5 protein-coding genes are annotated in these 16,513 nt (G+C 71.9%); 4 read left to right on the top strand and 1 reads right to left on the bottom strand.

Annotation, left to right across the window (positions count from 1 at the left end):
- Positions 1-27: 27 nt before the first annotated feature.
- Entirely contained in the window at positions 28-6,303 is a 6,276-nt protein-coding gene (locus tag DIZ27_RS18805) for a protein kinase (RefSeq protein ID WP_375231983.1), read from the bottom strand.
- Between the two features lie 307 nt (positions 6,304-6,610).
- On the opposite strand from DIZ27_RS18805, the gene DIZ27_RS18800 reads away from it, so the two are divergent.
- From DIZ27_RS18800 to DIZ27_RS18785, 4 genes are read left to right on the top strand one after another with little or no spacing between them, the layout of a single operon-like run.
- A complete protein-coding gene (locus DIZ27_RS18800) occupies positions 6,611-10,204 on the top strand; it encodes a sigma-70 family RNA polymerase sigma factor (RefSeq protein ID WP_181383587.1) in 3,594 nt (1,197 codons plus the stop codon).
- Between the two features lie 53 nt (positions 10,205-10,257).
- Positions 10,258-13,398 carry a helicase-related protein gene (locus tag DIZ27_RS18795; protein WP_109379592.1) on the top strand — a complete coding sequence of 1,047 codons (3,141 nt, stop codon included), beginning with the start codon at positions 10,258-10,260 and terminating at the stop codon, positions 13,396-13,398.
- Entirely contained in the window at positions 13,395-15,254 is a 1,860-nt protein-coding gene (gene drmB / locus DIZ27_RS18790; RefSeq protein ID WP_109379591.1) for a DUF1998 domain-containing protein, read from the top strand. Before DIZ27_RS18795 ends, drmB begins: the two co-directional genes overlap by 4 nt.
- Positions 15,251-16,342 (top strand): DNA helicase, encoded by a 1,092-nt coding sequence (locus DIZ27_RS18785; protein WP_109379590.1) that lies wholly within the window; start codon positions 15,251-15,253, stop codon positions 16,340-16,342. Before drmB ends, DIZ27_RS18785 begins: the two co-directional genes overlap by 4 nt.
- The last annotated feature ends 171 nt before the right edge of the window (positions 16,343-16,513 follow it).

The raw sequence follows: 16,513 nt of genomic DNA, 5'->3' as shown, positions 1-16,513 counted from the left end.
TGTCGTCTAGTCCTCAGGAACGAGTGGTCAGTTGGCGGCGGGGGAGCCGAAGTAGCGGAGGTTGGCGGCGGCGATGGCGTCCCAGTCCTCGCCCTGCGGGAAGCGGACGACGTCCCAGCTCGCGCCGAAGAGGCGGTCCTCGGCGTCCTCGTCCCGGAAGGTGTCCTGCTCCTTGTCGGGCGTGTCCACGAACACGGCCACCTTCGCGCCCGGCAGCCGGTACACGAAGTCCGGCATGGCGTTCGCCTCGGTGAGGAACGGGTCCGCCTCGTCCGGCAGGTTGAGGCCCCGCGCCTTCACCCAGCCCAGGAAGTCGCCCCGCGCGGCCAGTTCGGCGGCGGTCGACGCCTCGACCGCGGTCGGCGTCTCGGCCGCGGTCGGTGTCTCGGTCGCGGTCGGTGCCGACGGAGCCCGGTCGAGCAGCCGCCGGTACTGCTCCGACCGTGACTCGCCCCGCCCCTCGCGGCGCGCCGTCGCCGAGGCGAACCGCACCAGCAGGTGCCGCGCCGCATGGCGGTTGATCAGCGCGTGGTCGAGCTGGTTGCCGTAGGTCAGCAGGCACTCGTAGCAGCCCAGCGCGCAGGGCCGGTCGGGGTGCGGGCCGCCCAGGTCGGTGCCGTCCTCCTCGAAGTGGCAGATCGCCAGGGCGTACCGGGCGGCCTTCGCCAGCGCGTCCTCCTCCGCCTGGAGGCGGCGCAGCACGCCGGCCCCGCCCTCGGCCGCCTCCGTGAACAGCAGCCGGTCGCGGGGGCCGCCGTCCGGCGGCAGCAGTTCGCTGGACAGCTCGGCGTCCTCCAGCTCGAACGCGGCCTCGATGCCCCGCTCCAGCGCGTACATCAGGGACAGCGCCTCCGGCTCCGGCAGGGCCTCGTCGAGGGTGACGACGAGGATGTTGCGCCGGTCCTCCACGTAGGGGATGACCCTTGCCTTGCGGCGGCGCTCCTTGCCGTCCTCGTCGACCACCGGCAGCTCGCTGGAGTCGCCGGACGCCTCGGCGGCGTCCTTGTCGTTCATCCAGCGGCCGTCGGCGAGGTCGAGCCAGTAGCCCGCCGGTTCGTCCTTCTTGGCCCGGACCCGGCCGAGGTTGGTGATGCGGACGGTCGCCGAGTCGCCGTACGCCAGCTCGGCCAGCGGCGCGCCCGCCGCGTCCGCGACGGACGCGTCGAGGCGGCCCTTGCGGGCGCCGTGGTCCTGGAAGCGGTACGACGTCTCCAGGCGGTAGCCGGCCCGGCGCCGCTCCTCCTCGTCGGAGGAGATCCGCTCCCGGCGCGTGGTGTACACGGTGTGGAGCTGGAGCAGGCCGTGGGTCGCCGCGCCCAGCGGCTCGTCGCACATTTGGCAGCGGTCCTGGCGTTCCTCCGGGTCGTGGTGGTAGCCGCACCGGGCGCAGCGGGACGCCCGGCTGGTCGCCAGGTCGCCGGAGGAGTCCGGCGGCAACTGGATGCGGGTCACCTGGTAGCGGGCGCCCTCGTGGTAGATGAGCGCGCCGGGCCCGAACTCCCGGATGGCGAGGAAGCGGGGCCGCTGGAGGTAGTCGCCCTCGCCGCGGCGTCGGCCCACCGTCGGGATGTACGCGGCCAGCGGCAGGCGCGGGAAGCTGTAGCCGGGCAGGAAGCCCTCGGAGGCGAGGTAGCGGTACGGGTTGAAGTCCGACAGCACCGACTTGCTGTCGACGCTCTCGTTCATCAGCAGGTTCAGCTGTGTTTCCGCCTCGCGGCGGCGGGCGTTGGCGCGGTTGCGGTCGGTCTCGGTGAGGCTGTAGTCCAGGCGTCGCTTGTTCTGGATGTACTGGTCGTCGAGCGCGGCGCGGAACAGCTGACGCCACCGGTCGAAGGCCCGGTCGAACCGCTCCGGCACCGTGCGCACCCGGTCCTGGATCCAGTCGTCGTGCCACCACGTCGTGTCGGCGAAGTCCGGCAGCAGCGGGCCCAGCACCCGCAGCGCCGCGTCCACCGTGCGGTGCCGCGCGCCCTCGTCCAGGGAGGCGTCGAGGATGTCGGGCAGCAGTTCCAGGGCGGGGTTCGGGCGGTCGCCGGTGTCCGGGTACGACACGTCCAGGACCTCGGGTATCGCGCGGCCCAGCTTCAGGCCGGCCTCGGCTGTCCAGATGCCCTGGAGGTGCGAGAGGACCAGGTCCTCGTTGGCGAGGTCCAGGCGGGGCGGGGCCACCGCGCCCGCCACCATCCGCTCCGAGCGGCGGAAGTAGTACTGGTCGTGGCTGTTGCCCGTCGCGCAGTACGTCGTCACCAGCGCCGGCTGCCCGCTGCGGCCCGCGCGGCCGGAACGCTGGGCGTAGTTGGCGGGGGTGGGCGGCACGTTGCGCATCATCACCGCGTTGAGGGAGGAGATGTCGACGCCCAGCTCCATCGTGGGGGAGCAGTACAGCAGCTTCAGCTCGGCCTTGCGGAACGCCTCCTCGCGCTTCTCCCGCTCCTCCGGGGCGACCTGGGCGGTGTGTTCGCGGGCGAACAGCCCGGACAGCGCGCTCGCCGCCTCCTTGTACAGGTCCCGGAAGAACGTGTTCACCCGCGGGCCGTCGCCGCTCGGGTAGGTGCGCGTCAGCGGGTCGTGCGTCCCCGTGTCGCCCTTGCCCGCGCGCCAGACGAGCGACTGGGCGGCCACCCGGTAGCCGGTCGTGGCCGGGGTGCTCGTCCTGCGGTAGCGGCCCGTGCGCTGCGGGGCCTCGGAGACCTCCTTCACCAGGCCGTTGGCGGCCAGGACCTTCAGCAGCTCCGCGATGACCAGCTGGAGATCGTCGGGGGAGAGCTCCTTGAAGGAGGGGGCGGCGCGCTTGAGGTACTTGCCGAACTTGCCGCGCGCCGACAGGAAGAGCCCGGAGCGGTCCATGCCCCGGCCCGACGACGGGTGCGGGTAGGCGGTGCCGATGCTCGGCCGGTCGGAGGCCGACAGCACCCACGGGTTCACCAGCCGCTCCTCGCTCGCCCGCTGCAACGCGTCGAAGTCGTCGCGGAAGTACGACACGTCGATGGCGAGCGACCGGCGCATCTCGTTGAGCAGCGCCTTCATGACCTCGGCGCGCAGGGCGGGGTCGGCGTCCCGCAGCGCCGCGTGGGTGTCCGCCCAGCGGTCCTGCTTGTCGGCGACCCACTGGAGGTCCGCGTAGTCGATCTCCAGCAGGCCCGTCTGCTCCAGGTTCGGCATGGTGATGCGCCAGCCGCGCTCCAAATCGAGGTAGAGCCGGAAGGCGACCACGTCGCGCAGCGTCTTGGCCGCGGCCTTGGCGAGCGTCGGGGGCTGGTCGCGCTCGCCGGTGTAGTCGACGGGGTCGAACGCGAGCGCGTTCGTCACCGCGGAGGCCAGCTCCTCGTGGGTGAGGCCGTCCGCGCCCGCGTCCAGGGCGGCCCGGTACAAGGCCCCGCGCAACTGCGTGATCTGCACGAAGTCGTTGAAGTGACCGGCCTGGAGGGAGGCGTCCTGACGGTTGTCGACGAACGTCAGGAGCTTGCGGGCCTCCTTGTCCAGAGCCTCCTCCGGCACGGACTTCAGGGACCGCACCACGGAGGCGGAGATGAGCGAGGTCGCCGACGAGCGGCCCTCCTGGTCCAGCGTCGCCAGCTTCGCGAAGTCCCGGCCGCGGGTCTGCTCGTAGGCCACACCGCAGTGCAGGCAGAACAGGAACGGTGACGGGACGAACGCGGCCTGCAGCTCGCCCCGGCCCTCGTGACCGAGCGGGTCCACCGTGACGGCGCGCGGCACCCGGTCGCGGAACGTCTTCCTGACGACCTCCTGGCCCCGGTCGTCCAGCTCCAGCCAGGACTCCGGCAGCCTGCGGTCGTCGACGGCGTACTGGTTGCTCGACGGCCAGGGCCGCTCGTGGTCGACGTAGAGGTAGCCGTCGCCCTGGCGTCCGCCGGTGGCGGAGGTGTCCCGGCGGGCCTCGTAGCGGACCTCGCCGTCCTTCTCGGTGCGCCAGACAGTCAGGTACTCCTGGCCGCACTCGCGGCAGAACGCCAGCGGCATCAGCAGCTTTCCGCCGCTGCCCGGCTGCTCCAGTTGGTAGGAGCGGGTCAGGTGGCGGGAGAGCTTGTCCTCCAGGGTGACGTACACGGTGTCGCCCTTGGAGAGGAACTGGTGCAGCCGGAACGCGAACAGCGGGCGGTCGGTGACCGGGTGCCGGGCCTGCGAGCCGGCCTCCAGGGTCGCCTCGATGGCCCTGACGCAGTCCTCCTTCGCGACCCCCGACCGCTCCGCCAGTTCGCGCGCCGCCGCGTCGATCGTCGTCGGCCGCCGGCGCACCAGCCGACCCGTCGCCCCGTCCGTGGCCAGGCCGAAGCGCGTCTCGATCCAGCGGGCCAGCGGGTCGCGCACCAGGTCGGCGTACGCGCGCGGCGCGGCCGGCGAGGTCAGCCGCTCGGCGGGGACGGCTTCGGGCGCCTCGTCAGTGGCGCGCACCAGGGTCTCGCCGATGACGTGCTCGGGGCTGACCTGCGTACCGAACAGCGTGCTCGCGACACCGGCGACGACCTTCTTCTGGTCCTCGACGGTGCCCTCGGTCGACATGGTCGCCGAGGTGCCGATGCACTGCACGTCGGGCGCCTGGCAGGCCTCGCGGACCCGGCGGATCAGCAGGGCCACGTCGGCGCCCTGCCGGCCGCGGTAGGTGTGCAGCTCGTCGAAGACCAGGAACTCCAGGCCCTTGGCCATCTCGATGAGGCTGGCCCGGTCGGCGGGCCGGGTCAGCATCAGCTCCAGCATCACGTAGTTGGTGAGCAGGATGTCCGGCGGGTTGTCGCGGATCTCCCTGCGCCGCTGGTCGTCCTCCTGACCCGTGTAGCGGGCGAAGGTGACCGGCTCACGGCCCTGGCCGTAGCCGTCGCGCAGGTACTTCTCCAGCTCCTTGAGCTGGCTGTTGGCCAGCGCGTTCATCGGGTACACGATGACGGCGCGCACCCGCTTCTTGGCCTTGGGGCCCTCGGCGTCCCGCTCGTGCAGGACGCGGTCGACGATCGGGACGATGTAGGAGAGCGACTTGCCGGAACCGGTGCCGGTCGTCAGCACGTACGAGGCGCCGCGCGCGGCGGCGTCGATGGCCTCGCGCTGGTGGCGGTGGAGGGTGAGCGGTCGGCCGTCCGGGACCGTGCCGCCCTCCGTCTTCCCGGCCTGGAAGATGCGGGCGCACTCCGGGTGCAGCACCTTCTCCCCGACCAGTTCGGCGACCGTGCCGCCGCTCTGGAAGAACGGGTTGAGGGACAGCCACGGGTCCGGCCACTGAGCCTTGTCGTCGAGGTCCTTCTCCACGAACGCGGCGACACGGTCGTCGCGGATGACGGTGCCGCCCTCGGTGAAGTCGCGGTAGTCCTTGATGAGCGCGCGGTGCACGCCGAAGACGTCCATCGCCGTGCCGGAGGCGGTGACCGGCGTCGGCCGCGGGGCGGCGGGCTCGGACGGGGAGGCGACGGAGAGGGCGCCGGTGGCGACCAGGGGGCGCGTCGGGTCGAGGGCGCTCCAGTGGGGGAGCCGGGAGGTGTCACCGTCCCGCACGGCCAGCGGGTGCAGGGCGTCGCGGACCTCGGCCGCGCTCGCCGGACGGTCGGCCGGGTCCTTCTCGAGCAGCCGGCCGACGAGGCGGATCAGCTCGGCGGGGATCTCGCTGCGGATGACGCCGAGGGGCGTCGGCTCCGCCTCCAGGTGCTTGCGGGCGAGCTCGAAGGGCGACTCGCTGGTGAACGGCGGTACGGCGACGAGCATCTCGTACAGTACGCAGCCGAGCGCGTACAGGTCGGCGGCCTGGGTGACCTGACGGGCCTCGAACTGCTCGGGCGCCATGTAGCGGGCGGTGCCGACGCTGACGCCGGTGCTGGTCAACCGGGCCTCGTCCAGGTCGTCGACGATGCGGCCCATGCCGAAGTCGAGGACCTTGACCGTGCCGCCGCGGGTCAGCATGACGTTCGCGGGCTTCAGGTCGCGGTGCACCACGTCGGCCGCGTGGGCGGCGGAGAGGCCGTCGGCTATCTGGGCGCCGATCGCGGCCACCCAGGAGACGGGAAGCTGGTGTTCCTCCTCGATGAGGTCGCGCAGCGTCTCGCCGTCCAGGAACTCCATCGCCAGGTACGGCAGTCCGCCGTCCTCGCTGACCCCACCGGCGATGAGCCGGGTCAGGTTGGGGTGTTCGAGGCGACGCATGATGCGGACCTCACGGGCGAAGCGCTCCACCGCCTTGGTGTCCGCGCCGGTGTCGATCAGCGCGCCCGAGCGGCGGCGCAGGATCGTCTTCACGGCGACCGGGCGTTCGGCGCTGCCCTCCGGGGCCCGGAGGTCCTCGGCCCGGTGGACTTCCCCCATGTTGCCCTTGCCGATGACCTGTCCGACGCGGAACCTGTCGTCGATCAGCCCCTGCCCCACAACCGCCCCTTTTCCCTCACTACTTCGTCACCCTGTGCGAGGACTCGTCCGCGCCCTTCGACGGGTACTCGCGCTTATTGACGCCGTTTCAGACGCGCGATCTCCAGCACCGTACACGAGAGTGGTCGTTTTAACTAGAGCCTAGTTCTGTTGACGGCGCTAACGTGCTGACGGTAGCTTTCCGTGTGTCGTCGGGTTGGGAGTGAAGGCCGTGGAGCGTCGAGCGTTCGGGGGATCCGGTGCATCCGTGTCGACGGTCGCGCTGGGGGAGCTGCTGAAGCGGCTGCGCCGCGCCGCGGTCGACGGAGTGGTGCCGGAGCACGAGTTCGTTCAGGGCGTGCGTGTGCTCGCCGTGGACGACGCCGCGCGGGACCGGTTGCGCGACGAACTGGCCCGGCTGGGCCTGCGTGTGGGGGACTTGCACGTACACGCCGACATTGACTCACGCTTCGGTGAAAAGGTTGTACGGGGAAGTGAAAAAAGCGTGAACCCGCGTGTCGTGCTGGCGCGAGGGCTGCTGGCGAGATACGCGGACGCCGAGGGCTGTGTGACGTCCCAAGTCGTGGAGGGTGTCGTACGGCTGTCGGGGCTGGACGCCAGGGAGGCGGCCGAGCTGCTGGCGGGGACCGGTGTCCGGCCGGACGCGGGCAGTGTGGCAAAGGAAGACCCCAGACCCTCCGGAACGTCCGGGAAGTCTCTGGAGGATGCGTCCGCCGCGGCTGCGGTGGATGGTCCTGCCCCGGCGGACGAGGCCACGGCCGCGACGGGCGGCGACCTCTCCGACGCCGTGGCCGCCGCGTTGGCCGTACTGGAGGCGGACCGGTTCGAGCGACGGCCGGGCAAAAGGCTGCTGACCGCCCAGGCCGAGGTGGGCCTGACCGTTCTGGTCCGGGGCGGAGCCGACCGGGTCGCCCGGGAACCCGACGAGGAGGAGCTGAAGGCGCTGTCGAGGGACGACCTCCGGATCCGCGCCCGCGACTGCTTGATCGTCCACAACCAGGGACTGGTGCACTCCCTCGTCCGGACTGTGCTGGAACAGGGCCTGGAATACGAGGATCTGTTCCAGCATGGCGCGCTCGGGCTGATGCGGGCGACGCGGAAGTTCGACCCGACGATGGGCAACAAATTCTCCACGTACGCGACTTGGTGGATCCGGCAGTCCCTCACCCGGGCCATTGCGGACGAGGGTGCGCTGATCCGTGTCCCCGTGCACATGCACGAACAGATGCGGAAGGTGGCCAGGGCCGAACGCGCCCTCGCGGCCGAGGGGCGGCGCGCGGGCGACCCCGACGTCGCGGTGCGGTGCGACATGACCCTGCAGAAGGTGCAGGAGATCCGACGCCTCACCCGGCGCACGGATTCCCTGGACCGTGTCATCGGCGACGGCGCGACCCTGGCGGACTTCGTGGCGGAGACCCACGTCCTGCCGTCGGTGGAGCAGCAGGTGGTGGGAGCCCTGTTCGCGGAGGACGTCCTGGCCGTGGTGGATACGTTCGCCGAACGGGAGGCGCGGATCCTCGTGCGGCGGCTCGGGCTGGACGGGGACGAACCTTCGACACTGGACGACCTCGGACGTGAGTTCGGCGTCACCCGGGAACGCATCCGGCAGATCGAGGTCAAGACCCGACCCGTGCTGCGGCAGCGGGTGCGTGAGGCGGGCCTCGTCGGCCTGGACGCCGTATGCGAGAAGGCCGAGCTGGCGGCGGAACGCGCCGCCGAGGCCAAGGAGGCGGCGCGGTTCGCCCGCGCCACTCACGTGGCCCGGACCGCCCTCCGCAAGGCCAGGGCGGAGCGCCTCGCACGGCGGACCGAGGCGGTTGTCGCTCCTCCGGCGGCGGAGAGTCCGGGAGGGGACGGCGACACGCCGATCGCCGAGGCGGAACCCGAGGTGACGACGAACGCGCGGGAAAGCGCCCACGCCGACGCGGTGACGGACGCCGATCAGGCCGTCGACGCCGGGGCGCCTGAGGTACTCGCCGCTGACTGGGAGCGTGCCCGCCGACTGTCCGCGGCGCCCGTCGACCAGGTCTGGTGGCTCGCCGGCTACGCGAGGGCGGCACTGGGGGAGGACGGTCTGGCGGCCCTGTTGGGGCAGCCGGCTGCCGACGAGGTGGTGCGGGCCGCTCGTGAGGGCAAGCGCCTTTCGCGTCCGGTGCTGACCGCGTTGGAAGTGTTGCGCCGGGTTCTCGACGTTCTGGTGGAGGCCGGGCAGCGGCCCGGTGACTTCTTCGACCGTCCCGCCGAAGCACTCGCCGGGACAACGCCCCGTGACTATCTCGTGCGCAGGCCCCTGGTGAACCGCGAGTCACGGCTGGCCGTACGGGACACCCTGCGGGAATTCCTCGCCGACGCGCCCACCGGGCACCAGGACACGGCCGACTCGGAGCAGGCACAAGAGGTGCGGACGGAAGAGGTTCCCGAGACGCTGCCGCCCGGTGCGGAAGCAGGTACGGAATCGGGGACGGCCGAAGAGGACGCCCTTCTCGTCGAGGCCGACACCCTTGTCGCGCCACCGCGGGCCACCGCCGACTGGGACAAGGCCCTGGCGCTGACGGAGCCGCCGTTGGGCGGGAACGTGACCTGGCTCGCGGAGTACGCGCTGCTGGCCCTGGGGCACCTGCAGTTGTCCGTGCTGCTCGGCCCGGCCGCCGCCGATGCCGTGGTGCGGGCCGCTCGGCAGCGGGGCATGCTCGACCGCCCCGTCGTCCAGGCTCTGGAAGCGCTCGAGGGTGTCCTCGCCGCGGTCAAGCGGCTGGGACTCCGGCCCGAGCACTTCTTCGAGTCACCGACCGAGGCGCTGGCCGGGGCGACGCCCCGCGCGTACCTGGCGGCCAAGCCCCTGGTGCACGCCGAGTCGCGCCTCGCCATCCGTGACGCGCTCCAGGGCTTCGTGGCGGCGCCCCCGGAAGGGACCGAGCCCACGGCCGTCAGCGGCGACGACGACGTGAGCGCGCCCGAGGACCCGGCGGCCGGTCCCAGGGACGGGAGCCCTGCACCGTCTCCCGCGGACGCCGCTCCGGTCGTACCGCCGCCGGTCGATGTCGAGCGGCGGCTCGCCGAGGCCCGAGCCCGGTACGAGGCGGAGATCGCCTCGCTGACGAGGGAACACGAACTCAGGCTGGGCCAGGAGCGGAGTGCTGCCGACGAACGGGTCGCGGCCGTCCGGGCGGAGGCCGAGCGTGAACTCCATGCGTGGGAAGACGCATTGCTCGCGCGCATGGACGTCCTCCTGCTCCGACGTGAGCGGCGCGTGCGTGCCGAGGCCGAGGAGCGCATCGCACAGCTGGAAGCGCAGCATCACGCGGCGTACGGGGCGGCGCTGAGCAGGGCCGAGGAGGCCGAGGAATCCGTCCGATCGGTGCAGGAGGGGCGGGACCGGACCCGCATCCTGGAACTGCGTCTGCGTCAGTACCGCGAGGATGCCGAGACACGCATCAAGGATCTCGAGTCGCGCCTGAGCGAAGCTCAGGAGGCCACCGTCGAACTGGAAGCCCGAGCACAGAGGGCGGAGGCTACCGTCGACGAACGGATGCGTGCCGTCGCGTCGGCGCGGGAGGAGTACCGCCAGGGCGCCCGACTGCGGATCGCCGAGGTGGAGGCACGCCTGCGGGAGGCCGAGGCGGCTGTGGCCCAGCGGGACCTGTTCGTCGAGGCGGCACGCCGGAGCGCCCAGGAGACCGAGCAGCAGGCGGCACAACGCATCGCCCGGAGCGAGCACAACTCCTGGCTCCGCATCACCGACTTGCAGACGCAACTCAGCGAGGCACAGGCACAACTGGCCCCGGCCCAGGAAGCGGAACGGAACCGCGGCTCCCTCCGGGACCGCTGGCGCCGGACCTGAGCCCGCCGGTCGCCCACTCGCCCCCTCTCCCTCTCAAGAACACCAGGAATGCCATGGACCCCAGACAGGAACTCGTCTCCTACCTGCGCCGGCAACTCGTCGGCCCGGTCGGTGGCGACGACGAGACGCTCGACGCACCACCCGACCGGCAGTACCTCATGGGCACGCTCTACCCGCAGGAAGCCGACTTGCAGGGGCAGTTGGACCTCGCCAAGGAGGAGTTCGAGGGGACCGGCACCGAGCGGGGGGCCGAGGACACCGCACCGGCGAGCGACCCCGTGCCGGAGTCGAACTCCTGGCTGCCGTCGTCCCTCGGATTCAGCTTCTACACCGACGCCGAGACCCTCGAGGTCGAGTGCTCCGCCGCCCGTTACCGCACTCAGTCGCGCAGCGGCCAGCGTGGCCGGACATGGCAGCGGATCGCGATACCGACCGAGACACACCTCCTCGGCCCGGACCGGGACCAGGTCTCCGTGCTGGACGCCCGAGCGGAACTCCGGGTCACACGAAGGGACTTCGGCAGCGGGAAACTCGTCACCGTCGCCCTCGTCAACGCGGCCCGGTACGACCCCGCCCTCGGCAGGAGCGCCCACTGGGACGGGATGCTGTTCCAAGTGGACCTGCGGGCCCGGCCCGTCGACGGGCAGGTGCTCCAGTACCCGAGCGTGAGCCTGGCCAGCAGGGACGAGGAGGAGCAGGAGCTGCGCCTGCAGTACCGGCATGTGCGCACCCACGCGGTCGGCCACGGGTGCGCCGTCGAGGAGGTGTACGACGAGGAGACCGGCAGCCGTGTGACGGGGCTCCGGGCCGCCGTCATGCCCGAGGCGGAGGTCACCGGCGTACGGGCCGCCGGCCTGACCGACACCCCGGTGCTCAAGCTCACCCACCTTGCCGACCCCGCCGTTTCCACAGACCAACTGAGTGAGGAACTGGCCGAGTTCGCCGCCGCCTACCGCGCCTGGTACGTGGGGCAGCTCAACCAGCTCGACACCGAGGTGCCCGAGTGGGGCAGGGAAGCCGCACGGCGCGTCCTCGACCGCATCAGCGCCGCCGTCACCCGCATCGAGTCCGGTGTACGGACCCTCTGCGACCCGCGGCGCCCCGAACTGCTGCACGCCTTCCGGGCCGCCAACCGCGCCATGGCGCTGCAGATGCGCCACTCCGCCGCCGACCTCGCCGGCACCCGGCGCCCCCGCCGGGACGACGGCGTACCGCCGGACCCGCAGCCGTACGCGGACGTCACCTGGCGCCCCTTCCAGCTGGCGTTCTTCCTGCTGGCCGTGGACGGGACCGCTGACCCCCGGCACCCGGACCGCGCCGTGACGGACCTGATCTGGTTCCCGACCGGTGGCGGCAAGACCGAGGCGTACCTGCTGCTCGCCGCGTTCGTCATGGTGCTGCGCCGGGGCGAGCGCGACGGCGGCGGGACGGCCGTGCTCAGCCGGTACACCCTCAGCCTGCTCACCACGCAGCAGTTCCAGCGCGCCGCCACGACCGTGTGCGCACTGGAGTCCATGCGCCGGGCCGACCCGGCCACGTACGGCGAGGAGCCCTTCTCCATCGGTCTGTGGGTCGGCGAGACCACCACCGCGAACAGCTACGAGAAGGCGCGCCGCGCCTTCGACGACGCACGCCAGGCCGCCACCCCCGACGACGTGTTCATCCTGGACCGCTGCCCCTGGTGCGGCACGCGCATCCTGCCCGCCCACAAGTCGCCCGACATCGACGACTACGGAGTGCGCGCGGGCGCCGACTCCTTCGCCTTCTTCTGCCCGAGGGACGCGTGCCTTTTCCACGACGAACTGCCCGTCGCCGTCGTGGACGAGCACCTGTACGACAGGCCGCCCACCTTCGTCCTCGGCACCGTCGACAAGTTCGCCCGGCTCGCCTGGGAACAGCGGGCGGGACGGCTCTTCGGTGCCGGCACCGGCCAGCTGCCGCCGTCCCTCGTCATCCAGGACGAGCTGCACCTGCTCACCGGGCCGCTCGGCACCACCGTGGGCCTGTACGAGGCCGCCGTCCTCGGACTGTGCACCGCACCGGACGGAACCGGCCCCAAGGTCGTGGCGTCCACGGCGACCATCCGCCGCTCCGGTGAACAGGTCCGCGCCCTGTACGGGGGAGACGTCCAACTCTTCCCGCCCGCCGGACTCGACGCCCGTCATTCCTACTTCGCCGAGCCCGACACCTCCCGCCCGGGCCGCCGCTACCTCGGTGTCATGGCACAGGGACACACCGCCGGCCGCGCCTCCGTGGCCACCGCGGCCGCCCTGCTCCAGGGGGCGTGGCAGCTCCCGGAGGAACACCGGGACGCCTACTGGACCCTGGTCGCCTACCACCACAGCCTGCGCGAACTCGGCCGCACCGTCACCGCCGCCGCCGACGACATCCCCGCCCAGCTCGCCGGACTCGACTCCGGTGCGGGGGTACGTCCGTTGCCGGACGCCCAGGTGGAGGAGCTGACCAGCAACCTGCCCCGGGCCGAGCAGCCCGTGCTGCTGGACCGGCTGGAAAAGAGCTGGGACGATCCGAAGTCGGTGTCCTTCCTGCCCTGCACGAACATGCTGTCCGTGGGCGTCGACGTCAAACGGCTCGCCCTGATGCTGATGCAGGGCCAGCCCAAGACGACCGCCGAGTACATCCAGGCCACCAGCCGCGTGGGCCGGCACGCCGTTCCCGGACTCGTGGTGACCTTCTTCAACGCCACCCGCCCCAGGGACCGTTCGCACTACGAGACCTTCGACGTGTACCACCGTGCCCTGTACCGGCACGTCGAGCCGACCAGTGTCACGCCCTGGTCGGTTCCCTCCCGCCGCCGTGCCCTGCACGCCGTGCTCGTCGTCCTCGTACGGCACCGGCTCGGTCTTGCGGCCGAGAACCAGGCCGGGCGGATCCTCGACCGGCTGCCCGAAGTGGAAAAGCTGATCGAAGAGTTGGCGCAGCGGGCGGAGACCGCCGAGCCGACTGCCGGGGACGCGGTCCGCAAGGAACTCGCCGGGCTGGTCGCGGACTGGGAGGACCTCGCCCGCCAGGCCCGCAAGGACGGCCGCGAGCTGTACTACCGCAGCCAGGGCAAGGGCCAGTCCAACCTCATCAAGAGCTTCGAACAGCTCTACGGCCTGTGGGAGACACCCAACTCCATGCGCAACGTCGACCGGGAATGCCAGGTGACAGTGAAGGGAGCCGACCTGTGAGCCGCACACTCCGGGTACGCCAGTCGCAGACCGTGGTGCCTTTCGGGGTCGGGGCCGTCTTCGACATCCAGGGCGAGTCGTTCGTGGCCGCCGGTATCGGCGACTGGCCGGCCCGAGCCAAGCAGCGGATCGACTCGCCCCGGCTCGCCGACCGGCTCGGCGTCACCGGTTTCCACGCCGCGCCCGCCACCGCCAACGACCGCTTCGACGTCGCCGACGCGCCCGGAGCACCGTACATCCGCTTCCCCTCCTGGCTGTTCTGCGGTGCCTGCCGGCGCATGAAGCGCTGGCGGATCGCCGACGAGAAGCACGGCCAGGCGCCGCGCTGCCCGTCCTGCACCCCCGCGCGGACCCTGGCACCGATGCGGTTCGTGCAGATCTGCCAGGCCGGGCACCTCGGCGACGTCGACTGGTGGTTCTGGGCGCACTCGCGGCGCGACGGCGGCGAGCGGCGGCGCTGTGAGGAACGCGAGAGGCTGCGGTTCCTCGTCTCGGAACGGGCCTCCGGCCTCGAAGCGCTCTCCGTCGCCTGCACGGCCAAGGGCTGCGGTGCCGCCCGGGACCTGCTCGACATCCTGGGCACCCACGGTATGCGCTGCTCAGGACGCAACCCGTGGCAGCGTGCGAGCGAGGCCGTCGCATGCCCGCGTCCGGTGCAGATCGTGCAGCGCACGGCGGGCAACCTCTACTACCCCGTCGTGCACTCGGCGTTGGACATCCCCGAGACCGACGTCCCCGTGCACACCGACGACGAGCTCGCGACCCAGGTTCGTGGACATCATCTGTGGGTCCTGCTGTGCAGGGATCCCGCCTCGCCGCGCGCCGCCGCCTTCCGGGAGATGATCCAGGAGGACACCGGAGCCGACGACAGCCTGCTGGACACCCTCCTGGCGGAAGAGACGGGACAAGCGGCCCCAGCCATAGCCACCTCCCCGGAACAGACGCCCACCGGCCCCGCCCGCCCCGACCTGAGCCGGGAGGAATGGGCCGCGTTCACGGCGCCCGCCCCGCCCGCCACCCGTGACTTCGCCCTGCGCGAGACCACGCTCGGGCTGGCGGGGGAGACGGACGAACCGTGGGCCGGGCTCGCCCGCCGCTTCGGCCGCATCGTGCTCGCCGACCGCCTCCGCGAGGTCCGGGCCCTGTCCGGCTTCACCCGGGTCTCCCCGGACGCCACCGTCGTCCCCGCCGACACGTCCCGCCGTCTGAAGTGGCTGCCCGCCGTCGAGGTCTTCGGCGAGGGCGTCTTCCTCACCCTGGACCACGACGCGCTCCGGGAATGGGAGCAGGACGCGGAGGTTCGCCGACGGGTCGCAGGTATGCGGGCCGACCTCGACCGCTCGTTCCAGAAGGACCGTCTGGAGAGTGTGACCGGGCCCGAACTCGCCCCCCGCTTCGTCCTTCTGCACACCCTCGCCCACCTCCTCATCCGCCAGCTGTCCTTCGAGTCCGGGTACACGACCGCGAGCCTGCGCGAGCGGATCTACGCCCGCCCCGAGCAGGACCAGTACGGCATCCTCGTCTACACCGCCGCCGGAGACGCCGAGGGCACCCTGGGCGGACTCGTCCGCCAGGGCGAACCCCCGCGGCTGGCCGAAACACTGCTGCGGATGACCGAGTCGGCAGCCTGGTGCTCGGCCGACCCCCTGTGCGCCGAACACAGCGGCCAGGGCTTCGGCAACCTCAACAGGGCCGCCTGCCACGCCTGCGCCCTGCTCCCGGAGACCAGCTGCGAGACCGGCAACTCCCTCCTGGACCGTGCCCTCGTCGTCGGAGGCGAACGCGTCCCCGGATACCTGCAGTCCATCGTCGCCGCGGCCCGCACCGCCGCGGCCACCGCTTTGGAGCAGCCGTGACCGTCACCTACCTCGACCTCGACCCCGACCAGCGGGCCGGCCTCGACGAGCTGCCCTTCGACGGCAACCATCTGATCAGCGGCCCGCCGGGCAGCGGCAAGAGCGTCCTGGCGGCCCAGCGGGCCGTCATGCTGGCCCTCACCGGCACACCGGTGGTCCTGCTGACCTACTCCAACCTGCTGCGGCAGTCGCTCGCCGGTACGGTGCACGCACTGGGGCCCGCGGACCGCTCGGTCCGCGTCATGACCGTCCACAGCTGGCTCGCCGAGTGGTACGGAACCACCCCGCCGGCCGGCGGCGACGGCTGGTACGACTGGGACGCCCTCCTCAACCGGGCCGCCGAACCGGCGGGAGCCGTCGGCGCCGCCCTGGTCGTCGACGAAGGCCAGGACCTTCCCCCGGAGTTCTACGTGCTCGTCCGCATGCTCAAGGCGCGCACGACCGTCTACGCGGACGAGTGCCAGCGGCTCACCGACACCAACTCCACCCTCGACGAGATCGCCCGGAACCTGGGCAAGTGCACCCGCCACGATGTGGCCGGCAACCACCGCAACACCGAGCAGATCGCGTCCTTCGCCGCGCACTTCCACACCGGCACCGGAACCGGCACCCCTGCCCTGCCGACCCGCCAAGGTCCACCGCCGCGCCTGCACCGCTTCCACGAGCGGGGCGTCGCGGACCTGCTCGCCCTGCTGGCCGAGACGCAGCCCAAGAAGAGCATCGGGGTGATCGCCGCTTCCAAGCACACCCAGTTCTCCCTGCTCGGCAGCATCCAGAACCGGGCGCCGCGGCTCAAGCCCCAGCTGTACACCTCGGAGTCGAAGGGCGGTATGTACCGCAACCTCGACCTCGGCCGGCCCGGCATCGTGATCGTGCACCGCCGGAGCGCCAAGGGGCTGGGGTTCGACACGGTCGTCATCCCCGACACCCACGAGGACGCCGCGACCGACCCGACCTCCGCCGCACTGCGGATGTCCTACTACGTCATGGCCACCCGGGCACGGAGGGAACTCCACCTCGGTTACGAAGGGGAGTCCGAACCGCCGCTCCTCGCACAGGTGAACTGCGGAGATCTGCAACGAGGGTAGACGGGTCTCCATGTCGGCCGGGGCCGGGTGGAACCGGTCGGCCCGGAAGCCTGCGAGCGGAGCGGCGATGGGTGCGGCCAGGAGACACTGCCCCGATCCGCAACGGGGCGGGACGGCCGCTGTGCGTCGGAAGTGCCGGGAACGGTCATGGCGCACGATCACGGCCGTGGC

The organism is Streptomyces sp. NWU339 (assembly GCF_003143855.1).
Classification (GTDB): domain Bacteria; phylum Actinomycetota; class Actinomycetes; order Streptomycetales; family Streptomycetaceae; genus Streptomyces.
Note: the sequence above shows the minus strand (reverse complement) of the source record. Positions and strands in the feature narration are given on the sequence as shown.